Below are 20,373 nucleotides of genomic sequence, written 5' to 3'. Positions count from 1 at the left end.
ACATGGACCGTGTCGTCGATCGCGAACGCCTGCACGACGCGGCCGCACAGCATGTCCCGTTGCGCGCACTGATCGTCGACGACGAACCGCTGGCGCGACGCGGGCTGGAAATCCGCCTGCAGGCGCATCCGGACGTGGAGATCGTCGGCGAGTACGGCGACGGGCTGTCGGCCATCGGCGGCCTGCGCGAGCACCGTCCGGACCTGATGTTCCTGGACGTGCAGATGCCGGGGATGGACGGCTTCGAGACGCTGCGCAGCATTCCCGCGCACGAGATGCCGCTGGTGGTGTTCGTCACCGCCTACGATCATTACGCGATCCGCGCCTTCGAAGCCTCCGCCACCGACTACCTGCTCAAACCGGTGGACGAAGCCCGGCTTGCGCAGGCGCTGGCGCGCGTGCAGCAGGCGCGTTCGCAGCGCAAGGCGAGCGGTCATTGCGCGCATCTGCTCGGGTTGCTGGGCGAACTGAGCGGGCGACCGCTGCTGGACCTGGACGAGGCGCTCAAGCCCGATGCGCTGGAGCAGCTGCGCCGCGACGACAAGCTGGCCGTGCGCGACGGCGGGCGGACCGTACGCGTGGACTTGTCGAGCATCCGCTGGATCGACGCGGCCGGCGACTACATGTGCATCCACACCGACGGCCCCACACCACAGGGCGAGACGCTGGTGCTGCGCGCGACGATGCGCGACCTGGAGAAGCAGCTGGATCCGCAGCGCTTCCCGCGCATCCATCGTTCGACGATCGTGAACGCGCGGCGCGTGGTGGAGATGCGCCCGCACACGAACGGAGAAGGGTTCCTGCGGCTGGATTGCGGGCAGGAGCTGAAGCTGTCGCGTACGCATCGGGACAAGCTGGCGTTGCTGATCTGAGGCGTAGCAGCGCCTCGCGACTGCTTCAATCTACCTGTGCCTGCCACCGTTCGTCCTGAGCGTAGCGAAGCGAAGTCGAAGGACGAGCGGGTTGGGAGGCTCCCGCCCGCTCATCCTTCGACTCCGGCCTGCGGCCTACGCTCAGGACGAACGGTGGTGCGTTGGACGAACAATGGTGCGTTCTCGACCGTGCCATAAGTTGGGTCCCTTCACGCATTTCGTTGCGCGGAAGAAACGCATCGCCGTCGCCACGAACGCTTCACCGCGACGAATCCACCGCTGAGCGCAATCGCCGCATCGGCGTGACTTCCGGGCCATCTTGGCAAACTCTCGCGGGCGCATCGTGCGGCGGCATTCGTCCCCCGCGGAGCCGCACGATGAAACTCACCGAAGCCTCGCTCCGCAATCCCGCGGCCGTCGCGGTCGCCGTCGCGATGGTCTGCGCGTTCGGCCTGATGAGCCTGCTGAAGCTGCCGTTGCAGCTGTTCCCCGATATCGAACGTCCGCAGATGTCGGTGCAGACCAGCTGGCGTGCGGCCTCGCCGCAGGAGATGGAATCGGAGATCGTCGAGCCCATCGAAGCGGTGATGCAGGGCTTGCCGGGCCTGGAGGAGATCGAGTCCAACATCAACGCCGGCAACAGCTTCATCAACCTCACCTTCGCCGTCGGCAGCGACATGGACGCGATGCTGGTGGAAGTGCTCTCGCGCATGAACCGCCTGCAGCCGCTGCCGCGCGACGCCACGCCGCCGGTCGTGCAAGCCGGTGCGGACAACGCCAACAACTCGCTCACCTATTTCTTCGTACAGAAGTTGCCGGACACGCCCGGCGACATCCTCGATCGCCGGCAGATGATCGAAGACCGCATCGTGCCGCGCCTGTCGGCCGTGGAAGGCGTGGCGGGCGTGGAGATCAACGGCGGCGCGCCCGAGGAACTCACCATCACCCTGAACCTGGAGCGCGCGGCCGCGCTGGGCATCCAGATTCCGCAGGTGGCCGACGTCGCGGCGCGCGCGACGGATGTCTCCGGCGGCGTGGTCGAGGCCGGTCGTCGCGAATACGTGCTGAGGTTCGCCGGGCGCTACTCCCCCGAAGCGCTGGGCAATCTGATCCTCGCATGGCGCGACGGCCGGCCGGTGCGCCTGGGCGATGTGGCCACGGTGGAAGTGAAGCGTCCCGAGCAGCGCTTCTTCGCTTACCAGAACGGCAATCCCGCCATCGGCCTGCGCATCCTGCGCGAGAGCGGCGCGAACGTGCTCGACACACTCGACCGCGTGAAAGCGGTGGTCGAGGAAATCCGCGTGAAGGATCTCAAGCCGCAGGGGCTCGACATCCGCCAGAGCTTCGACGCCTCGGTTTTCATCAATCGCGCGATCGGTTTGCTGTCGGGCAGCCTCGGCGCGGGCGTGCTGCTGGCGGTGGGCTGCCTGTGGTGGTTCCTGCGCGACGTACGCGCCACCGCATTGATTGCCTGCGCGATTCCGATCTCGCTGCTGGCGACCTTCATCGTGCTGCAGCTCACCGGGCGCAGCCTCAATGTGATCTCGCTGGCGGGCCTCGCCTTCGCGGTGGGCATGGTGATGGACGCGGCCGTGGTGGTCGCCGAAAACATCGTGCGGCTGCGCGAAGAGGGCATGCCCGGCAGGCAGGCCGCACTGGAAGGCTCGCGCCAGGTCGGCGGCGCGCTGGTGGCGTCCACGCTGACGACCATCGCCGTGTTCGTGCCGGTGATCTTCATGGACGACGTGGAAGGGCAGTTGTTCGCCGATCTCGCGTTGACCATTTCCATCGCGGTCGGCATCTCGTTGCTGATCGCCGTGACCGTGCTTCCTGCCGCCGCGAGCAGCTGGTTGCGTGAACGCGAGGGCGACCGCGAGACGCATCGCTTCTGGAACGGCGTCAGCGACTGGGCGATGCGCGTCACCCGCGGCCGCCGCAATCAGCTGGCGTGGGTGGGCGGTCTGGTCGTCGCGCCGATCGTGCTGACTTTCGTGCTGATGCCGAAGATCGACTACCTGCCGCCGGTGAAGCGTGCGGCCGTGGACGCGTTCTTCAACTTCCCGCCCGGCATGAGCCCGGAGCGCGTGAACGCCGAGATCGCGCCGACGTTGCTCGCGCGCATGAAGCCCTACATGGACGGCGAGAAAGGGCCGCAGCTGAGCAACTGGTACCTCAACCTGTGGCCGGGCGGGGGCACGCTCGGTGCACGCGTGGTGGACCCGGACGACATCGGCGAGCTGGAGCGCATCGTGCGCGACGAAGTGGTCGTCGGCTTCCCCGACACGCGTGCCTTCGCCAGCGAAGGCGAGCTGTTCGGCAGCTTCGGCGGTTCCGCGCGCGCCATCGCGATCCACCTGCAGCACGCCGACGGCGACGCGCTCACGCGTGCGGCGGAAGCGGGCCGCAAGCTGCTCTCCGAACGTTTCCCCGGCGCCAACGTGCAGGCGTGGCCCAATGCCGACGCCGGCACGCCGGAGCTGCGCATCAATCCCGACGACCGTCGTCTGGCCGAAGTGGGCTGGCGTCGTCCGGACCTGGGCACGGTCGTGCGCGCGCTCGGCGACGGTCAGTGGCTGGGCGAGCATTTCGACGGCGACCGTCGCCTGGCGATCATCCTGCGCAGCGATCGCGAGGACGATGTCGAGCGCTTGGGCGCCGCGCCGCTCGCCACGCCCAACGGTGGCGTGCTGAGCCTGGCGGAACTCGCGCAGGTGGACACGGTGCTCGCGCCCAACCAGGTGCGCCGCGTCGATCGCCGCCGCACCGTCACGCTCACCGTCGACCCGCCGGCGGCGATGTCGCTGGAAGAAGCGCTGGGCATCGTCGACAACGACGTCGTGCCGGTGCTGCGCGAGGCGCTGCCCGAGGACGCCGCGATCCGCGTCTCCGGTAGCGCCGATCGCCTGGGCGAAGTCGTGCGCAGCATGGGCATGAACTTCGCGATGGCGCTGGTGGTGCTGTTCCTGCTGATGGCGGCGATGTTCAAGTCGCTGCGCGACAGCGCCTACGTGATGGCGACGCTGCCGATGGCGGTGCTGGGCGGCGTGATCGGATTGCGCGTGCTCGACCTCATCGCCGGGCAGACGCTGGACCTGCTGTCGATGATCGGTTTCATCATGCTGCTGGGCATGGTGATCAACAACGCGATCCTGCTCGTCGCGCAGGCGCGCGAGGCGCAGGCCGAAGGCGTGTCGCTGGACGATGCGCTGAAGCAGGCGCTGGACCAGCGACTGCGGCCGATCCTGATCGCCGCGCTCACCGGCGTGCTCGGTGCGCTGCCCATGGCGATCAACCCCGGCCCGGGTGCCGTCATCTACCGCGGACTGGCCGCGGTGTCGGTGGGCGGCGTTGCGTTGAGCCTGGTCTTCACCGTCGTGCTCGTGCCTGCGCTGCTGCGCCTGTTCGATTCGCGCCGCGAGCGTGAGCCCGCGTTCGAGGCCGCCGCGTTGCGTGCCTCGCCCTGATCCTTTCGATTCCTCCTCCCCCAGGAGCTCCTGCCATGCGCCCGCTGCCCAAGTTTCCGCGCCTCACCCTGAAGAGCGTCATCGCCGTCGCGATCGTGCCCGTGCTGATCGTTCCGCTGATCAAGTGGGACGTGGATGCGACGACGCCCGACAAACCCGAAGCGCCGCCCGCCGTGGTCGGCGTGGCGAACGCGGTGACCACCGAGCTCGCACCCGTGCACTGGGCGCCGGGCAGCGTCATCAGCCGCCAGGACGCGAAGGTGGCCAGCGAGCAGGACGGACGCGTGGTGCGCGTGGTCGAAGTGGGCCAGGCGGTGCGCGCGGGCGAGGCGCTGGCAGTGCTCGACGACACCACGCTCAAGCTGCAGGAGCAGCAGGGCGCGGCGGATCTGGCGCGCATCCAGGCGCAGCTCGACATGGCCGCGCGGCAGGAACAGCGTTACGCGCAGCTGGCCGCGCAGCAGAACATCGCACGCGCGCAGTACGAACAGCTGCGCGCCGACCGCGACATGCTGGCGCAGGAACGCGCCCGCGCGCAGGCGATGCTCGCGCAGACGCGCCACCAGCGCACGCAGATGGTGGTGCGCGCGCCGTTCGACGGCGTGGTCGCCGAACGCTCGGTGCAGCTGGGCGAATACGTCAACACCGGCGATGCCGTCGCGCGGCTCGTGGACACCGGCGCGCAGGAAGTGCGCGTGCGTGCGCCGGTCGACCTGGCCGAGCATCTGGCGGTGGGCATGCCGGTCAAGGTGCGCGTGGGCAAGCAGGGCAATGGCGCGAAGGAGCGCACGCATCCGGTAAGCGCGCTGGTGCCTGTCGGCGATGAAGCATCGCGCCAGTTGGAACTGCGCATCGCGATGGACGTGGGCGAGCTGCCCGTGGGCACCGCGGTGGATGTCGGCATGCCGAGCGCGCGCAAGCGGGCGGTGGTCGCGGTGCCGCGCGATGCGGTGATCCTGCGGCGCGAGGGCGATTTCGTCCTGCGCGTGGCGGCGGACAGCAAGGCCGAACGGTTGCCGGTGAAGACCGGCACCGAGGTCGATGGTCTGGTTGAAGTCGAGGGCGCGGTGAAGCCGGGCGACCGGTTGATCGTGCGCGGTGGTGAGCGGATCGAAGCCGGGCAGGCGGTGACGATCCAGGACCTTTCGCGCGCGACAGCCTCGCGCTGAACCGGCGCAACGGCGTCGCGTCCTCGTCCCCGGCCCCGGCCCCGGCCCCGGCCCCTCCGCTGGCAACAGCGGAGGGTGAGGCAGGTCGCTTACGCGGCATGCCGCGTGACCTGGCGAACACCCGGCCATGGAAGGCCGGGCTGGGCGTTCCATCGAGCATTGCGTCGCGCCATGGAAGGCATCCCAGCGGCAAGCGAAGCAGCCGTCGCGGACAGCCCGGCGTTGGCGCGCCGCAAGCAATTCAACGCCGCTGCCTGCCCCTCAATCGTCGTTATCGAACTCCACCAGCACGTCCAGATCGAACGCGAGCGCTTCCACCGCATCGCGCACGCGATAGGCGCTGGCCAGGTTCGGCGCTTCGATCTCCAGCGAATGCTGGCCCGGGCCCTGGTCGTCGGGCAGTCCTGCGGAGCTGGAATCGTCGTCGTCCATGTGCGGCATCAGGTCGTCGACTTCCTCGATGTGTTCGATGCCATCGAGGCTGGTGAGCAGGTTGCTGATGGCGCGGACGTCGTCGTCGCTGCCGGTCACGCGCAGGCGCAGCAGGGGCATGGCAGGAACCTTCGTCGGGGTGAGCGATGAAGGCAGGCTATTGAGCGCGCGGGCAAGGCCGCGTGATGGCGCGGAGTGCGCCTGTAACGCGGCTGGAGTAGGGTGGCGGCATGAATGCGCAGACCGTTCCCGGCGTCACCCTGCGGCCGCTAGAACGCGGCGACCTGCACTTCGTGCACGTGCTCAACAACAACCGCAGCGTGATGGGCTACTGGTTCGAGGAACCGTACGAATCCTTCGTCGAGCTGGAGGAGCTGTACCGCAAGCACATCCACGATCAGTCCGAGCGGCGCTTCATCGTCGAGGACAGCGCGCATGAACGCGTGGGCCTGGTGGAGCTGGTGGAAATCGACCACCTGCACCGGCGCGCGGAGTTCCTGATCATGATTTCGCCCGACCAGCAGGGACGCGGTTATGCACGCGCGGCAACGCAGCTGGCGATCAACTACGCCTTCCGCGTGCTCAACCTCTACAAGCTGTACCTGCTGGTGGACGTGGACAACGTGCGCGCGATCCGGATCTACGAGGACTCGGGATTCCGTCGCGAGGGCGTGCTGGTGGAGGAGTTCTTCAGCGACGGGCGCTACCACGACGTAGTGCGGATGTGCCTGTTCCAGCGCGAGGCGTTGCAGCGCGAACCCGGCGAGACGGCCGTGGGCGTGGAGGAGCGGACGGCGCCGCCGTGAGGCGGGCGCGGTCCATCACGTCGTTCCCGCGAAGGCGGGAGCCCAACCGTTCGTATGTCACGTCCGCCGGCGAGCTTGATGCGCCTGACGCATGGATCCCCGCCTGCGCGGGGATGACGGCACTGCGCTGTTCCCGTGTTCCGCCCGAGGGGCTTTACGTGATTGGCGCGGGAGCGTTGCTCAGCGACTCGTGGTGGTCGCGCGCGCAGCACCGCCACGCGTGGCCTTGGCTTTCGGCTTCGCCTTCGCTTTCGGCTTGGGCTTGGCCTTCTCCACGACCGGCTTCGGCGGCGGCGCGCGCGTGGGCAGCGGCACGTTGCACAGGTCGATGTGGCCGGCCATGTGCTTGTACCACTCGTCGCGACGGTTGCGGCGCGCCTCGACCAGTTCGGTGAACAGCGGCGTGTCGGTGCGCAACACCTCGATCCCCACGCGCTCCTTCTTCGGCACTTCCGAGGCCAGGCGGATCGACTTGATCGGCGTGCGCTGCGCGGGTTGCTCGTAGAAACCCAGCGGCCCGGTGCCGCGCGGCAGCACCGACAGCAGTTCCATGCCCTGCAGCACGCGGCCGACCACGGTGATGTTGCGGTCGAGCTGGCGCGGCGACTGGCCGATCACGACGTAGAGTTCGGTGCCGTTGCTGGAATCGGCGGCGACGTCGCGACCCGCGCCCACCGCGCCGTAGCAGTGCGCCATCCAGGCGGCGTCGGCGCCGGGATCGCGGCCGGCCGGGAAGCCGGTGGAAAAGCCCACTTCCGGCGCCCAGCCGTCGACGTCGGACAGGCGATCGAACGCCAGCCCCTTGGCCTTGCGCGCGAATTCCGCCGGCAGCTTGGGCTTGGTGCCCCGGCCCAACGGCTTGCGATCCTTCTCGTCCTGCGCGGGATCGCCCCACTGCACGACGAAGTTGTCTTGCGAACGGTTGATGCTCATGCCGTTCCAGTAGCCGTTCTTGGCCAGGGCGCGGATGTTGCCGACGTGCGCGGGCGCGAAGGCCGGCGCCAGTTCGATCAGCACGCGGCCGGAGTCCAGGTCCAGGTAAAGCAGGTTCTTGTTGTCGGGCGTGCGCCAGTCCGATGGCTGCGACGCGTCGAGGATTTCCTGCATCGAGCGCGGCTTGGCCGCGGGCGCGTTGTCCTCGCCGGCGGCGTGCGCGGCGGTCGCGGCGGCCAGCAGGGCGGCGCAGAGCAGAGCAGGCGACCACCTGCGCGACATGGATGCAGTCGGTTTCGACACGGCGGACTTCCCCTTGGATCCGGTTCGCTGAACGGGGAGATTCTGGCGCACCGTGTGCTGCCGCGACCAGCCCTCCACCATGGGAACGTGACGGCGGTCAGTCGACCGGACACGGCGGCCGACCGTCCGCCCGCGTACGGCTCAGGCCGAGGCGCCGTTGCGGTCCGAACGACGGGTGCGGGCGCCCTTCTTCGCCGCGGCGCTGCGCGAGGCGGTGGTGCGGGTCGACTTGCGGGTCGCCTTCTTGGCCGCCTTCTTCGTCGTCTTGCGGGCGGTCGCTTTGCGGGCCGTCTTCTTCGTCGCCTTTTTCGCGGTCTTGCGCGCGGACGTTTTCTTTGTCGCTTTCTTCGCGGTCTTGCGTGCTGGCGTCTTCTTCGCCGCCTTCTTCGCGGTCTTGCGTGCCGACGTCTTCTTCGCCGCCTTCTTCGTGGTCTTGCGCGCCGATGCCTTCTTGGTCGCCTTCTTCGTAGCCTTCTTGAGCTTGCCGCCGCCGTCTTGCTTGTTCACCGTGGCCCAGGCGATGCGTTCGGCGTCTTCTTTGGAGCGGCCCTGCTCGCGCTCGCTGTCCTCGATGTGTTCGGCCTGGCGCTTCTGCTTGTCGGTGTACGCGGATTTGTCGCCCCGGGGCATGGTGGGCTCCTCGCCGCGGAACGGATCGCGGCCAGTCCCCCTGATAGCAGCCGGCCGGTGCACGACACGGCAAGGCGCGTGACTAATGGCAGGTTTGCTATATCGAAGTCCGCAGTAGTGTGGAGTCCAGCCTACCGGTCTCCCCCTGCCATGAGCGATCTCGACACCCAGCTGCGGAAATTCCAGAAGGAGCTCAGCGCCGGCACTGTCTCGCTGGCCCTGCTGGCCGTGCTGGGATCGACCGGGGAGCCGCTGTACGGCTACCAGATCGCCAAGCAGCTGGAGCGCATCGGCGGCGGTGTGCTGGCCGGCAAGCAGAGTGCGCTGTACCCGGTGCTGCGCAACCTCGAAGGGGCGGGGTTGCTGGACAGCCATATCGAGCCGTCGATTTCCGGCCCGCCCCGACGCTATTACCGCATCACCGAGGCCGGTCGCACGGTGCTGCACGAATGGGCCGCCGCCTGGCGTGCGACCCGAGATTCCGTCGATTCCGTCCTGGAAGGACTGCTGCCATGAACGCGTTTTCCGCGAGCAACGACTCCCGTCCCGGCGGCCTGCCGACGACGATCCCCGACTACCTCGAGCACCTGCGCCGTTCGCTGGCGGGCGCCGATCCGGCCCTGGTGCAGGACGCGCTGTACGACGCCGAGGAATACCTGCGTTCCGAGCTCGCCGAGAATCCCGGCAAGAGCGAGGCGGAGGTGATCGTCGCTGTCGCCGGCAGCTACGGCGCGCCGGACGAGGTCGCGGACATCTACCGCGACACCGAAGTGAAGGTGCAGACCGCGTTGCGGGCGCCACCGCCCAAGCCCAGGCAGTCGGTGCTGGGGCAGTTCTTCGGCGTCATCGCCGACACGCGCACCTATGGCGCGTTGTTCTACATGCTGCTGTCGCTGGCCACGGGCATCTTCTATTTCACCTGGGTGGTGACCGGACTGTCGTTGTCGGCGGGTTTGGCGGTGCTGATCATCGGCGTGCCGTTCGTGATCCTGTACTTCGGCTCGATCCGCCTCCTGTCGCTGGTGGAGGGGCGCATCGTCGAGGTGATGCTGGGCGAGCGCATGCCGCGCCGTCCGCTGTACAGCAGCCGCGGGCAGCCGCTGCTCAAGCGCATCGGCGAGTTGTTCACCGACCCGCGCATCTGGGCCACGCAGCTGTACTTCCTCTTCATGCTGCCGTTGGGCATCGCGTACTTCACGATCGTCGTGACGGGACTGAGCGTGTCGCTGTCGTTGATCGCGGTGCCGGTGGCGCTGGTGCTGGGCCTGGGCGGGAACCTGTCGGTCGACAACTGGAACCTGTTCATCGATGGCGAGCCGTGGATGTGGCCGATCGCAGTCCTGGTGGGCGTGGTGCTGCTGTTCGCGACGCTGCATGCGGCGCGCGGCATCGGTCGCCTGCACGGCCTGCTCGCCAAGCACATGCTGGTGAAGACGGCGCAGTACAGCTGAGCACGCCGCCTCGCGTGTGAACGCCGCGTTCACGCGCGCAGTGCGGACTGGTTAACAGAACACGCGACTCCCATCGCCTACGGTGCGCGGGCGGAACCTTGCCGCAACCTCAAAGGAGATGAGCATGCGTCGTTTCAGGATCTTCGCCCTGGCCGCCGTGATGGGCCTGATGTCGTTCACCGCCGGCGCGAGCTGGCAGGGCACGTGGCTGTACTACGACGACGAAGGCGCCCTCGTCGGTTCGTGGACCGCGGGCTGCCGCGAGCTGGACGGTCGCTGGGGCGTGGCGACCGAGAACAAGGTGTTCGTGCAGGGTTGCCGCGCGTCGAGTTGAGCGGGCTCACTGTTGCTTGAAAAACGAAGCCCCGCGCGTGCGGGGCTTCGTTTGTGCGGGAACGCCCGGGCACTCACTCATGTTGTCGTCATTCCCGCCTTAGCGGGAATGACGGTGTTCAAAGACTCAGAAATCGAACAGCTCCCCCAGCAGGTTCTTTTTCTTCTTGTACTTGTAGTGATCGGACTTGTACTGATCGCCATGGCCGTACGCGCGCGGGTCGTGCGTCGGCGGGGGCGGCGGGGCGGCGGGACGTGACGACGCGCGCGGCGCGCTGTCGGCCGATGCGCGCTCGATCAGCTTGTCGAGTTCGCCGCGGTCGAGCCAGACGCCGCGGCACTGCGGGCAGTAGTCGATCTCGATGCCCTGGCGATCGGTCATCGCCAGTTTCACGTCACGGCAGACGGGACAGTCCATGCGCGGTTCCTCGTGTAGGGGGAACCGATGATCTCAGGGCATGCGCCGTCCGAGTCAAGCCGGAGTCGAAACGCCTCGTTCAGCATGGCGGGCGATGAAATCGCGCACCTGCGGATACACCTGCGTGCGCCAGCGGCGGCCGCTGAAGATGCCGTAGTGGCCGGCGCCCTGCACGGTCAGGTGCTCGCGGTTCTTCTGCGCGATGCCGGTGCACAGCGTGTGCGCGGCGCGCGTCTGGCCCTGGCCGGAAATGTCGTCCAGTTCGCCTTCGATGGTGAGCAGCGCGGTGTCGTGGATCTTCGCCGGCTCCACGCGCTCGCCGCGCACGTCCCACAATCCACGCGGCAGCAGGTGCTCCTGGAACACGATGCGCACGGTCTGCAGGTAGTACTCGGCCGGCATGTCGAGAACGGCGTTGTATTCGTCGTAGAAGCGGCGGTGTGCGGCGGCGTCGTCCAGGTCGCCCTTCACCAGATCCGTGTAGAAATCCCAGTGCGACTGGAAGTGCCGCTCGGGATTCATCGCGACGAAACCGCTGTGCTGGAGGAAGCCCGGATACACCGCGCGCCCGTGGCCGGGATAGTTCGGCGGGACGTGGTGGATCAGATTGTCCTGGAACCACGACAGCGGCTTGTGCGTGGCGAGATCGTTGACCTTGGTCGGGTTCTCGCGCGTGTCGATCGGGCCGCCCATCATCACCATCGAACGCGGCGTCGCTTCGCCGCGCGCGGCCATCAGCGAGATCGCACCGAGCACCGGCACGGTCGGCTGGCACACGCTGATCACGTGCAGCGATTCCGCGCCGATGTGGCGGATGAACTCCTGCACGTAGTCGACGTAATCGTCGAGCGAGAACGCGCCTTCGCCCGTCGGCACCATGCGCGCGTCGACCCAGTCGGTGATGTAGACCTTGTGGTCGCGCAGCAGCGTGCGCACGGTGTCGCGCAGCAGCGTGGCGTGGTGGCCCGAGAGCGGGGCGACGACCAGCACCGGCGGATCGTCCTTGAGGTCGCGCAGGTTGCCGGCGTCGTCGGCGTAACGCTTGAAGCGCAGCAGCCGGCAGAACGGCTTGCGCAGCATCTCGCGCTCGATCACCGGGTAGACGGTGCCGTCGATGTCGATGGAGTGGATGCCGAACTCGGGCTTTTCGTAGTCCTTGCCGATCCGGTACAGCAGTTCGTAACCGGCCGCGGCCTGCGCGGCGCCGGGCATGGACGACAGCCAGCCGCCGTTCTGCTGGCCGAACATCTTGGCGCAGGCTTCGGCCCAGTACGTCATCGGGGCCATCCAGGCGCGGCCCAACTCGTGCATCTGATAGAGCATCGAATGAATCCGGTTGCGGCCCGGGGTGGGCATGCTGCGGCGCAGCATAGCGGATCGCCTGCGGCGCTGGATGAATCGGGGCGAGGTCAGGCCGGGCGTTCGAGGGCGACCAGGCGGTCTTCCAGCGCTGGGGAGAGCCACAGGTGCGAGCCCAGCGGCACGAAACCGGCCTTGCCGAAGCGCTGGCGGTAGAAGCGCGCCGGCCGTGGCTGGAAGCCGACGTTGTCGCCGTCGGTTTCGTCCTCGGCCGTGAAGGTTTCCAGGAAGGCGACGCCGCCGCAGAGTTCGGCCAGGCCGGGCAGGCCGCGATCGAGTTCGCGCGTGTCCAGGTAGTGCATGACGTCGCTGCACACCAGCAGGTCGACCGGCGGGCAGGGGCGCAACTGCGCGAAGTCGGCGAAGCGCGCGAAGTGCAGGTTGCGGCGCGCGCCGAAACGGCGCACCGCGTATTCGCTGCTGTCGAAACCGAGGTAGGACGCCTTGGGCCGTAGCTTCAGCAGCGGTGCGCGCCAGGGGCCTTCGCCGCAGCCGACGTCGAGCACGGTGCGGATGGGGCGTTCCAGGTGGTACTCGGCGGTGGCCACGGCGAGCGCGACCTTGCGCGCGAGTCGTGCGGTGCTGCCGACGGCGTGGTCCTTCTTCGAGGGATCGCGGTACCAGCGTTCGAAGTAGGCCTGGTCGTAGTGTTTGGTCATGGGGCGGGATTGTATGGGCGCGCGCTGTCGGACAGGGAATCGACCCGGAGGCGACCCATCGCGGTGTGCAATCCTATGCGCCGACTTTCGGAGGATCCCCATGGCCTACTTCTGGACCAAGACCGCTCATCTGGTGTTCGTCATGGCGTGGATGGGCGGCGTGTTCTACCTGCCGCGGATCCTGGTGAACATCGCCGAGGCCGGCAATGAACCGGCAGTGCGCGCGCGCTTGGTGCTGATGGGCCGCCGGCTGTATCGCTTCGGGCACATGATGTTCGGCCTCGCCTTCGTGTTCGGGCTGGTGCTGTGGCTGTACTTCAAGGTCAGCGGCGGTTGGCTGCACGCGAAGCTGGCGCTGGTGGTGCTGATGCTCGTGCACTACACGCTGGCAGGGCGCTGGCTCAAGGGCGTGGACGCCGGGCGCGCGCTGCCTTCGTCGACGGCGCTGCGCTGGTTCAACGAAGTGCCGGTGCTGTTGCTGGTGGCGATCGTGTTCCTGGTGTTGGCCAAGCCGTTCTGATCGGTTTGGCAGTGCGTGGCGTAGCGTGCACGCAGCTTCTAGCCCCTCGCCCGTTTACGGGAGAGGGGTTGGGGTGAGGGCCAACGGCGCATGCGCCTCACGGCGCCGGCACGTCCAGATCCACCCACACCAGATGGTGATCGCTGCCGTCCGCGATCGCCGCCTCCGGCGATGACGATGCCGGCCAGAACACGCCGCTGTCCTTGAGTGCAAAACCCACCGACGGCAGCACGTAATCCAATCGCATCGTGCCCGCCTTCGGGCCGAAGTCGCCGGTCGCGTGCGCGGGTGCGCCGCGATGCACGATGCCGGAGGCCGCGTACTTCGCCGTCACTTCCGCCGCGCCTTCGCTGCGCGGGGTGGCGTAACGCAGCACGCGCGGGTGTTCGAGCAGTTCGACGATGGCTTCGTGGCGACCGTCGCCGTCGACGGGATCGTTGTTGAGATCGCCCGCGATCACGAAGCGCGCACCTTCAGGCAGTCCGCCGCAGCGGCCGCGGTCGTCGCACAGCCAGGGCTTGTCGCCGGGCGAGAGGTATTCGCTCCACAAGCGCAGCTCGTCCGCATTGCGCGCGCCGTTGCGATCCTCGGGACCGTCGAACACCGGCGGCGTCGGATGCGAGACGAGGAAGTGCAGCGTGCCCGATGGCGTGCGCACCGGCACGTCCCAGTGCGACTTGGACGACAGCCGCAATTGCGACCAGACGTTCGCCGGGTACCACGGCTCGCCCGTCTTCGGGTCCTTCGGCTGGCGCGCGCCGGGCAGGGCGCTCCACTTCAGCAACTGGAACGTGCGCACCTGTTCGGCATCGATCGGGAACTTCGACAGCACCAGCATCCCGTACTGGCCCTGGTGAAGGCCGTAGCCCCAGGCGTCGTTGCCGCGATTGCGGCCTTCACCGCCCGCGCTGCCGTTGCGGTCCAGGTCCAGTCCGCTGGGCACGCCGGTGTTCACGGGCGCGAGGTAGCGGTAGGGATAGCGCAGCGGATCGCCGCCGCCGGGCTGCGCGACTTCGAGGTAGTGACGCTGGAACAGGTCGGCCGCGCGGCCGTCGGTGTCGTAGTCGAATTCGTTGAGCAGCACCACGTCCGGACGCACGCGCTGCAGGACCGAGGCGATCTTGCGCGCGCCGGCGTCGGCGCCTTCGAGGCGGCGGATTAGACCGCCCGTGTCGTCCTCGTACAGCGAGGTGTTGTAGGTCGCCACGCGCAGCGTCGCGTCGTCGCTCATCGAGCGCATCCAGGCGTCGGGATCGCCCTTGACGTTGACCTGCGTGCAGGCGGCGAGAAGCAGCGCCAGCGGCGCAACAAGAAGGAGAGGGAATCGGGCCATCGCGCGATTCTGTCACGCGGCCGCGCAGGGCGGATGACAGCGCTTGGCGGTGTGGCGTCGACGCTCAGGGCAGGTCGTGCCATTGCCGGCCGTCGAAGGCTTCCAGCGGACGGAAGCGCCGCTTGTAGTCCATCTTCGGATGACCTTCGATCCAGTAGCCCAGGTACAGATGGCGGCGGCGTTCGCGACGTGCCCATTCCAGCTGCCGGAGGATCGCCAGCGTGCCCAGGCCGCGATCGGCTTCGTCCGGGTCGTAGAAGGTGTAGACGGCCGACAGCGAGACTTCCGTGCAGTCGGTGACGGCCACGGCGAGCAGCTTGCCGGGACCTTGCGGCGAAGGCTCGCGCAGTTCGAGGAAGCGGCCTTCGCTCCAGCTGCCGATCAGGAACTGGTCGAACTCCGACGCGCCGTGTCCGTCCATGCCGCCGCCGGCGTGGCGCGAGGCGAGGTAGCGGCGATAGAGCGCCAGTTGTTCGGCCGTGCGCTGCGCGGGCAGCACGCGCATCTCCACGCGCGCATTGCGCGCCAGGCAGCGACGCTGGCTGCGGTCGGGCTCGAAGCGGTCCACCGGGATGCGCACCGCCACGCAGGCGCGGCAGCCGGCGCAATGCGGGCGGTAGACGATGTCCCCGGAGCGGCGGAAGCCCCAGCCCAGCGCGTGCGGGTACCAGTCGCGCAGGCGCGGGTCGCGCGGGTCGAGCACCAGGTCGCGCGCCATGCGCTCCGGCCAGTAGCCGCAGGCGTGCTCGCCCGTGTGAAACAGGCGCAGGTCGTCGCTGTCCTGCGGTTCGGTGCCCATGGCCCCAGCATAGCGCCGCCGGACGTGAGGGGAACGCTGTCGCTCGACTGAACGCGGCCGGCTTGGCGTCAACCACCCGACGCGGCGCGCGTTGACTGGAACATCGGCGCCATCCGGCGCTGCCCGCAGGAGCAGTCCCCATGACCCGCACCACCGCTTCCGTTCTCCTCGCCACCGCTGTCGCTGCGCTTGTCGCCGGTGCCGCCATCGCCGCGCCGCAGGGCGACGCCCCGGCGCGTCCGAAGCTCGACGCGAACAACGACGGCGCGATCGACCGCACCGAGGCCGCCGCGCACCCGCGCCTGGCCGCGAACTTCGACCAGCTCGACAAGAACCGCGACGGCAAGCTCGACGCATCCGAGCGTCCGCACCGCCAGGGTGGTCATCACGGCCGCGGCCGTCATGGCGGCACCGAGCGCATCGTGAAGGCCGATGCCGACGGCGACGGCCGCGTCAGCAAGACCGAGGCCGCCACGCTGCCGTGGATCGAAGGGAAGTTCGCCGACATCGACGCCAACCGTGACGGCTACATCGTCCGCAGCGAGCTGACCAAGTACCACGAGCGCATGCGCCCGCAGCGGGAGGCCGAACGCGCCAAGCGTGCCGAAGAGCGCTTCGCCGCCGCCGACCTGAACAAGGACGGCAAGCTCAGTCGCGTGGAGGTCAGTGAAAAGATGCCGCGCCTGGCGCAGTCGTTCGCTTTCATGGACGAGGATCGCGACGGCTTCCTCACCCGCGCCGACCTGGCGCCGCACAAGCGCTGACCGCGGCGGAACTTCCGCCGTCGCGCCCGGTCGATGACCGGGCGTGCTGATGGTTCAACCCTCTTGCCCGTGCCGGGGTCTCGCGGCACGGGCTTTTCTTTTTTTGGGTTGCCGGACGTTGGTCCATCCACCTCTGGGGCACACCGTTTCATCCTTCGACTTCGGCCTGCGGCCTACGCTCAGGACGAACGGTGGAGAGATTACGAAGTCGGTCCGACGAAGGGCGAACGCATGGCGCGACTCACATCGCCACGTGCTTCAACGTCCGCACGACCTGCCATCCGGCCTCGGTCTGCTGCACTTCCAGCGTCTTGTACGAACCCGACAGGCGATGGTGGTACGCGGTGTACTCGATCACGCCGGTGACCCGGTCCTCATCGTCGCGCGACTTCGGACGGAACGCGTGCACGTCCACCAGCAGCGCCGGCTTGCCGGTGCCGCGCTGCTGGCTGCCGACTTCGTCGTTCGCGGTGCGCACGCATTGCGACGCAGGCACCACCTCACGGCGTCGCGGTTTCATCACCAGCGGCTGCATCGCCTGGATCAGCTCCGGCGAGGCGTCCTGTCCGTCGATCGACAGGCACAGCACGTCAATGTGCGTCTTCGGCAGCTCCTGCGTGAAGATCGCCGCCGCCAGCGGTTGCGGGATCTGCGCGAGCGAACCGTCGAGCGGGTGCGTCTTCAGCGCTTCGGTCGGGATGTCGGTCTTCACCACGTGCATGATCGCCAGCCAGCCGACGAGGACGATGCCCGCCAGCAGCACCAGCTTGATGCGCAGCATGCGCGTCTGCGCCTTCTTGGCCGGGCCGCTGTCCTGCGAATTCAACCGGAAGCTCGGACCGGAGAAGCTCTCGCGCGTGGTTTCAAGAAGCCCGGCGCCGCGCAGAATCTCGCGCGCGCGAACGGTATCGTCCGAACGCACGACCCACACGGCCGGCTTCGGGCCGCCGGCTTCCTCGCTGTAACTGAACGTGCCGCGACGGCCGCCCTTGTAGGAACGTCCGTTGGTGATGCGCACCTCGATGTCGGCATCGCGCAGCATCTGCGCGACGCTCTCGACGTTCTCAAGGCGCTGGCTGCTGAAGACTTGTCTCATTGCATTGGGATTCGGGATTCGGGAGTGGGGATTCGCAAGAGCAGGATTGGAGACGGCGAAGCGCTTGGAGTGTCGGGGCGGAGCGGGCTCTTGCGAATCCCGAATCCCGGCCTCACTCACTCGCCGGCACATGCGCCGCCGCAGCGGCGTCCTTCACCACGCGGATCAGTCCTTCCTGCGCGGTGCTGGCGATGAGGTGGCCGTTGCGGTCGAAGATCTGCCCGCGCGCCAGGCCCCGGCTGCTCTGCACGGTGGGGCTGTCCATCGAATAGAGCAGCCAGTCGTCGGCGCGGAACGGGCGGTGGAACCACAGTGCGTGATCGAGCGAGGCCATCTGCACGTTGGGCTGGTAATAGCTCACGCCATGCGGGAACGTCGCGGTGCCGAGCAGGTGGAAGTCGGAGGCATAGGCGAGCAGTGCGCGATGCAACTCCGGCGCATCGCCGACGCGTTCGGTCAGGCGGAACCAGAACTGCTGGAACGGCGGGCGCTTGGGCGGGTTGAGCTCGTCGCGCGGATAGACGTGGCGCAGCTCGAACGGCCCCTTGCGCGAAAGCCAGCGCTGCACCTTGATCGGCAGCGTCGCCATGACGTGCTCGGGCACCGCCGGCGCGGGATCGATGTCCTCGGGCTTGGGCACCTCGGGCATCGAGAGCTGGTGCTCGGCGCCGTCCTCGTCCTGCTGGAACGAGGCGGCCATGAAGAAGATCACTTCGCCGTGCTGGATCGCGGTGACGCGGCGCACGGAGAAGCTGCCGCCGTCGCGGGTGCGGTCGATCTGGTAGACGATCGGCGCGGCGATGTCGCCGGCGCGCAGGAAGTACGCGTGCAGCGAGTGCGCGCCACGCGGCGCCTCCATGGTCGCCTGCGCGGCCGACAGCGCCTGGCCGAGCACCTGCCCACCGAACACGTACTTGGTGCCGATGTCGCGACTCTGGCCGCGGAACAGGTTGTCCTCCAGCCGTTCCAGCGAGAGCAGCTCGACCAGTTCGGGAACGACTTGCTCGTGGGCGGTCATGCGGGGACTCGTGCGTGGAATGAGGAAAAGTATAACCGGCGGGGTTCGGAGGCCCTGGCGGGAGGAGGCCGGGAATGGGGAATGGGGAATGGGGATTCGCAAGATCGAACCCGATGGCCTCGCGTACGGGCCTCCGCCTTCCATGCCGTCATCCCCGCGAAGGCGGGGATCCAACTCGCAGCGTTCATCCCGTCCTCCGCAGAGCGTGATGGGTCGGGCACTTGCATTCCCGCCTTCGCGGGAACGACAGCTTCAATGGGCCCGAATGGGCCCCGGCCCCGCTCGCCAGCCGGTTTACACCAGCCGCTGCAACCCCACGCCCGCCATCACGCGATCCCACGGAAACATCGGCCCCGGATCGCGCTTGCGCGGCACGAGCACGTCCGGGTCGTCCGTCGCCGGCACTTGCGTGGTGTCCAGGTCCTCGTGGCCGGCGATGAAGCGCAGCGACGGCAGTTCCGATTCCAGCCAGCGCAGCAGCGCGATCAGTGCCTCGATCTGCGCCGCCGTGTACGCCTCGTCCATCGCCTGGTGCGAGGCCGCCAGCCAGTCGGGATAGCGGCCGCGGTTCACCAGTTCGATGCCGATCGAGCGCGGATTGTGGCCACGCACGTGGTGCGCCACGCGCTCCGGCGCGACGTACCGGTGCAGGCTGCCGTCGCGGTCGATGTAGTAGTGGCCGCTGTTGCCGGTCAGCGAACCTTCGTACAGCACTTCCTCGCCGAAGCGCCGCGCCATCGTCAGGTCCGGAAGCTCCGTGCAGTGGATGACGACGAGGTCGATCTGCGCACGCGGCCGCGCGTCGAGGCGGTCCTCGTAGGGCAGCGGTTCCAGGGCGATGGGCGGAGCCGGAGGGGCGGGCGACATGGGGCCGGATGCTACCATTCGCCTCCCGCGCGGCGTCCCGTTGCCGCCCGGCGTCGATTCCCCGCCTGCGACCGTCGCGGCCGACCCCGAACCCAGCCGCCCATGAAGCTCCCGCCCGCCGACTCCGAGCTCGGCAAACTGATGGCCATGCTCCCGCGCGCCGGCCAGGTCGAATGGATCGGCCTGCGTCGCGAGCGCGACGTGCCCATGGTCGAGGTCGACCAGGTCCAGGCGCAAACCGGCGCCGGCCTGGCGGGCGACCGTTACACGGGCGGCAGCGGCAAGCGCGGCATCACCCTGATCCAGGCCGAACACCTGCCGGTGATCGCCGCACTCGCAGGCCACGACGCCGTGCAGCCGGCCACGCTGCGCCGCAACCTCGTCGTCTCCGGGCTGCCGCTGGTGGCGCTGAAGGGTCGGCGGTTCCGCATCGGCGAGGTCGTGCTGGAAGGCACCGACAGCTGCGATCCGTGCTCGCGCATGGAAGCCGCGCTCGGGCCCGGCGGTTTCAACGCGATGCGCGGCCACGGCGGCCTGTGCGCTCGCATCCTCGAAGGCGGAATCATCCGCCGCGGCGACACGGTCGTCGCCCTCACGGACATCGACACCAACGCATGAGCACGCGCGGACACTGCATTCTTTCCCACGGCTTCGAAAGCGGCCCCGACGCGACCAAGGTCACCGCGCTGGCGGATGCCGCGCAGCGCCTGGGCTGGAGCCACGAGCGCCCCGACTACACCGACCTGGACGCCAGGCGCGATGTCAGCGAAGTGGGCGACGTCTACGCACGCATGGAGCGCCTGCTCGGCCTGGCGCGCGATGCCGCCGCGCGGGGTCCCGTAGTGCTGGCCGGGTCGAGCCTGGGTGCGTACATCTCCGGCTTCGTCTCGCTGAAGGTCCAGCCGCTGGGCCTGTTCCTGATGGCGCCGCCGGTGCGCATGGGCGAGGCGCCGCGACTGGACGCCGCGCGCGTGCCCACGTCCGTCATCCACGGCTGGAACGACGAACTGATTCCCGCCGCCGAAGTCGTCGCCTGGTCGTACGCGCGCAGTGCGCGCCTGCTGCTGGTCGACGACAGCCATCGTCTTTCCAATCACGTCGAGACGAGCGCGGAAGCGTTCGCCTCGCTGCTCGCTTCGCTCTGAGA

At 68.4% G+C, this 20,373-nt stretch carries 22 protein-coding genes; 11 read left to right on the top strand and 11 right to left on the bottom strand.

Going from position 1 to position 20,373, the window contains the following annotated elements; all coding sequences use genetic code 11:
* The first annotated feature begins 2 nt into the window (after nt 1-2).
* From JI752_RS09370 to JI752_RS09360, 3 genes are all read left to right on the top strand, one after another.
* Nucleotides 3-872: a LytTR family DNA-binding domain-containing protein gene (locus JI752_RS09370; protein WP_216962736.1), complete on the top strand. Its 870-nt coding sequence runs from the start codon at nt 3-5 to the stop codon at nt 870-872.
* A gap of 377 nt (nt 873-1,249) precedes the next feature.
* Entirely contained in the window at nt 1,250-4,336 is a 3,087-nt protein-coding gene (locus JI752_RS09365) for an efflux RND transporter permease subunit (RefSeq protein WP_216962733.1), read from the top strand.
* A 35-nt stretch (nt 4,337-4,371) separates the two neighbouring features.
* On the top strand, nt 4,372-5,505 hold the full coding sequence (locus tag JI752_RS09360) for an efflux RND transporter periplasmic adaptor subunit (protein ID WP_216962730.1): 1,134 nt from the start codon (nt 4,372-4,374) through the stop codon (nt 5,503-5,505).
* Between the two features lie 261 nt (nt 5,506-5,766).
* Here JI752_RS09360 and JI752_RS09355 read toward each other — a convergent pair whose 3' ends face one another.
* Entirely contained in the window at nt 5,767-6,057 is a 291-nt protein-coding gene (locus JI752_RS09355; RefSeq protein ID WP_216962726.1) for a hypothetical protein, read from the bottom strand.
* Nucleotides 6,058-6,167: 110 nt separating this feature from the next.
* Here JI752_RS09355 and speG point away from each other — a divergent pair, with 110 nt between their 5' ends.
* Nucleotides 6,168-6,743 carry a spermidine N1-acetyltransferase gene (speG, locus tag JI752_RS09350; protein WP_216962724.1) on the top strand — a complete coding sequence of 192 codons (576 nt, stop codon included), beginning with the start codon at nt 6,168-6,170 and terminating at the stop codon, nt 6,741-6,743.
* A 180-nt stretch (nt 6,744-6,923) separates the two neighbouring features.
* On the opposite strand, the gene JI752_RS09345 is transcribed toward speG, so the two are convergent.
* Together JI752_RS09345 and JI752_RS09340 are read right to left on the bottom strand one after the other, a co-directional pair.
* On the bottom strand, nt 6,924-7,958 hold the full coding sequence (locus JI752_RS09345; protein ID WP_216962721.1) for a peptidylprolyl isomerase: 1,035 nt from the start codon (nt 7,956-7,958) through the stop codon (nt 6,924-6,926).
* A 162-nt stretch (nt 7,959-8,120) separates the two neighbouring features.
* Nucleotides 8,121-8,609, bottom strand: a complete 489-nt coding sequence (locus JI752_RS09340; RefSeq protein ID WP_216964229.1) for a hypothetical protein — start codon at nt 8,607-8,609, stop codon at nt 8,121-8,123.
* 150 nt (nt 8,610-8,759) lie between these two features.
* Here JI752_RS09340 and JI752_RS09335 point away from each other — a divergent pair, with 150 nt between their 5' ends.
* The 3 genes from JI752_RS09335 (at nt 8,760) to JI752_RS09325 (ending at nt 10,394) form a co-directional block, all read left to right on the top strand.
* Nucleotides 8,760-9,125, top strand: coding sequence for a PadR family transcriptional regulator (locus JI752_RS09335; protein ID WP_216962718.1), 366 nt, complete (start codon nt 8,760-8,762; stop codon nt 9,123-9,125).
* A complete protein-coding gene (locus tag JI752_RS09330) occupies nt 9,122-10,060 on the top strand; it encodes a sensor domain-containing protein (protein ID WP_254200528.1) in 939 nt (312 codons plus the stop codon). The genes JI752_RS09335 and JI752_RS09330 overlap by 4 nt, the downstream gene beginning before the upstream one ends.
* A 124-nt stretch (nt 10,061-10,184) precedes the next feature.
* Nucleotides 10,185-10,394 (top strand): DUF6289 family protein, encoded by a 210-nt coding sequence (locus JI752_RS09325; RefSeq protein ID WP_216962712.1) that lies wholly within the window; start codon nt 10,185-10,187, stop codon nt 10,392-10,394.
* Between the two features lie 126 nt (nt 10,395-10,520).
* Here the strand turns inward: JI752_RS09325 and JI752_RS09320 are convergent, their stop codons facing one another.
* The 3 genes from JI752_RS09320 to JI752_RS09310 form a co-directional block, all read right to left on the bottom strand.
* Nucleotides 10,521-10,811 carry a zf-TFIIB domain-containing protein gene (locus tag JI752_RS09320; RefSeq protein WP_216962708.1) on the bottom strand — a complete coding sequence of 97 codons (291 nt, stop codon included), beginning with the start codon at nt 10,809-10,811 and terminating at the stop codon, nt 10,521-10,523.
* Between the two features lie 54 nt (nt 10,812-10,865).
* A complete protein-coding gene (gene phaZ, locus JI752_RS09315; RefSeq protein ID WP_216962704.1) occupies nt 10,866-12,134 on the bottom strand; it encodes a polyhydroxyalkanoate depolymerase in 1,269 nt (422 codons plus the stop codon).
* 86 nt (nt 12,135-12,220) lie between these two features.
* A complete protein-coding gene (locus tag JI752_RS09310) occupies nt 12,221-12,829 on the bottom strand; it encodes a class I SAM-dependent methyltransferase (RefSeq protein WP_216962701.1) in 609 nt (202 codons plus the stop codon).
* A gap of 100 nt (nt 12,830-12,929) precedes the next feature.
* Here JI752_RS09310 and JI752_RS09305 point away from each other — a divergent pair, with 100 nt between their 5' ends.
* Nucleotides 12,930-13,349 (top strand): CopD family protein, encoded by a 420-nt coding sequence (locus JI752_RS09305; RefSeq protein ID WP_216962698.1) that lies wholly within the window; start codon nt 12,930-12,932, stop codon nt 13,347-13,349.
* Between the two features lie 97 nt (nt 13,350-13,446).
* Here JI752_RS09305 and JI752_RS09300 read toward each other — a convergent pair whose 3' ends face one another.
* Complete coding sequence (locus JI752_RS09300; RefSeq protein WP_216962695.1) at nt 13,447-14,682, bottom strand: endonuclease/exonuclease/phosphatase family protein; 1,236 nt, start codon at nt 14,680-14,682, stop codon at nt 13,447-13,449.
* A gap of 64 nt (nt 14,683-14,746) precedes the next feature.
* A complete protein-coding gene (locus tag JI752_RS09295; protein ID WP_216964343.1) occupies nt 14,747-15,481 on the bottom strand; it encodes an arginyltransferase in 735 nt (244 codons plus the stop codon).
* Between the two features lie 140 nt (nt 15,482-15,621).
* Here JI752_RS09295 and JI752_RS09290 point away from each other — a divergent pair, with 140 nt between their 5' ends.
* The gene (locus JI752_RS09290) at nt 15,622-16,245 is read left to right on the top strand and encodes a hypothetical protein (RefSeq protein ID WP_216962692.1); all 624 of its coding nucleotides are present in this window, start codon (nt 15,622-15,624) and stop codon (nt 16,243-16,245) included.
* Between the two features lie 241 nt (nt 16,246-16,486).
* On the opposite strand, the gene JI752_RS09285 is transcribed toward JI752_RS09290, so the two are convergent.
* The 3 genes from JI752_RS09285 to JI752_RS09275 form a co-directional block, all read right to left on the bottom strand.
* Nucleotides 16,487-17,341: a hypothetical protein gene (locus JI752_RS09285; protein WP_216962689.1), complete on the bottom strand. Its 855-nt coding sequence runs from the start codon at nt 17,339-17,341 to the stop codon at nt 16,487-16,489.
* Nucleotides 17,342-17,453: 112 nt separating this feature from the next.
* Nucleotides 17,454-18,359, bottom strand: a complete 906-nt coding sequence (gene tesB / locus JI752_RS09280; RefSeq protein WP_216962686.1) for an acyl-CoA thioesterase II — start codon at nt 18,357-18,359, stop codon at nt 17,454-17,456.
* A gap of 294 nt (nt 18,360-18,653) precedes the next feature.
* Nucleotides 18,654-19,226: an N-acetylmuramoyl-L-alanine amidase gene (locus JI752_RS09275; RefSeq protein WP_216962684.1), complete on the bottom strand. Its 573-nt coding sequence runs from the start codon at nt 19,224-19,226 to the stop codon at nt 18,654-18,656.
* A gap of 102 nt (nt 19,227-19,328) precedes the next feature.
* Between JI752_RS09275 and JI752_RS09270 the strand changes: the two genes are divergently transcribed.
* Together JI752_RS09270 and JI752_RS09265 are read left to right on the top strand one after the other, a co-directional pair.
* On the top strand, nt 19,329-19,844 hold the full coding sequence (locus tag JI752_RS09270) for an MOSC domain-containing protein (protein WP_216962681.1): 516 nt from the start codon (nt 19,329-19,331) through the stop codon (nt 19,842-19,844).
* Nucleotides 19,841-20,371 (top strand): hypothetical protein, encoded by a 531-nt coding sequence (locus JI752_RS09265; protein ID WP_216962678.1) that lies wholly within the window; start codon nt 19,841-19,843, stop codon nt 20,369-20,371. Before JI752_RS09270 ends, JI752_RS09265 begins: the two co-directional genes overlap by 4 nt.
* Nucleotides 20,372-20,373: the final 2 nt, after the last annotated feature.

This window comes from Lysobacter sp. MMG2, from assembly GCF_016735495.2.
Lineage (GTDB): Bacteria > Pseudomonadota > Gammaproteobacteria > Xanthomonadales > Xanthomonadaceae > Lysobacter_J.
Note: the sequence above shows the minus strand (reverse complement) of the source record. Positions and strands in the feature narration are given on the sequence as shown.

Coding starts and splice junctions, on each gene's coding strand:
- JI752_RS09370 (WP_216962736.1), top strand. CDS start 3: ATGGACCGTGTCGTCGATCGCGAACGCCTGCACGACGCGGCCGCACAG.
- JI752_RS09365 (WP_216962733.1), top strand. CDS start 1,250: ATGAAACTCACCGAAGCCTCGCTCCGCAATCCCGCGGCCGTCGCGGTC.
- JI752_RS09360 (WP_216962730.1), top strand. CDS start 4,372: ATGCGCCCGCTGCCCAAGTTTCCGCGCCTCACCCTGAAGAGCGTCATC.
- JI752_RS09355 (WP_216962726.1), bottom strand. CDS start 6,057: ATGCCCCTGCTGCGCCTGCGCGTGACCGGCAGCGACGACGACGTCCGC.
- speG (WP_216962724.1), top strand. CDS start 6,168: ATGAATGCGCAGACCGTTCCCGGCGTCACCCTGCGGCCGCTAGAACGC.
- JI752_RS09345 (WP_216962721.1), bottom strand. CDS start 7,958: ATGTCGCGCAGGTGGTCGCCTGCTCTGCTCTGCGCCGCCCTGCTGGCC.
- JI752_RS09340 (WP_216964229.1), bottom strand. CDS start 8,609: ATGCCCCGGGGCGACAAATCCGCGTACACCGACAAGCAGAAGCGCCAG.
- JI752_RS09335 (WP_216962718.1), top strand. CDS start 8,760: ATGAGCGATCTCGACACCCAGCTGCGGAAATTCCAGAAGGAGCTCAGC.
- JI752_RS09330 (WP_254200528.1), top strand. CDS start 9,122: ATGAACGCGTTTTCCGCGAGCAACGACTCCCGTCCCGGCGGCCTGCCG.
- JI752_RS09325 (WP_216962712.1), top strand. CDS start 10,185: ATGCGTCGTTTCAGGATCTTCGCCCTGGCCGCCGTGATGGGCCTGATG.
- JI752_RS09320 (WP_216962708.1), bottom strand. CDS start 10,811: ATGGACTGTCCCGTCTGCCGTGACGTGAAACTGGCGATGACCGATCGC.
- phaZ (WP_216962704.1), bottom strand. CDS start 12,134: ATGCTCTATCAGATGCACGAGTTGGGCCGCGCCTGGATGGCCCCGATG.
- JI752_RS09310 (WP_216962701.1), bottom strand. CDS start 12,829: ATGACCAAACACTACGACCAGGCCTACTTCGAACGCTGGTACCGCGAT.
- JI752_RS09305 (WP_216962698.1), top strand. CDS start 12,930: ATGGCCTACTTCTGGACCAAGACCGCTCATCTGGTGTTCGTCATGGCG.
- JI752_RS09300 (WP_216962695.1), bottom strand. CDS start 14,682: ATGGCCCGATTCCCTCTCCTTCTTGTTGCGCCGCTGGCGCTGCTTCTC.
- JI752_RS09295 (WP_216964343.1), bottom strand. CDS start 15,481: ATGGGCACCGAACCGCAGGACAGCGACGACCTGCGCCTGTTTCACACG.
- JI752_RS09290 (WP_216962692.1), top strand. CDS start 15,622: ATGACCCGCACCACCGCTTCCGTTCTCCTCGCCACCGCTGTCGCTGCG.
- JI752_RS09285 (WP_216962689.1), bottom strand. CDS start 17,341: ATGAGACAAGTCTTCAGCAGCCAGCGCCTTGAGAACGTCGAGAGCGTC.
- tesB (WP_216962686.1), bottom strand. CDS start 18,359: ATGACCGCCCACGAGCAAGTCGTTCCCGAACTGGTCGAGCTGCTCTCG.
- JI752_RS09275 (WP_216962684.1), bottom strand. CDS start 19,226: ATGTCGCCCGCCCCTCCGGCTCCGCCCATCGCCCTGGAACCGCTGCCC.
- JI752_RS09270 (WP_216962681.1), top strand. CDS start 19,329: ATGAAGCTCCCGCCCGCCGACTCCGAGCTCGGCAAACTGATGGCCATG.
- JI752_RS09265 (WP_216962678.1), top strand. CDS start 19,841: ATGAGCACGCGCGGACACTGCATTCTTTCCCACGGCTTCGAAAGCGGC.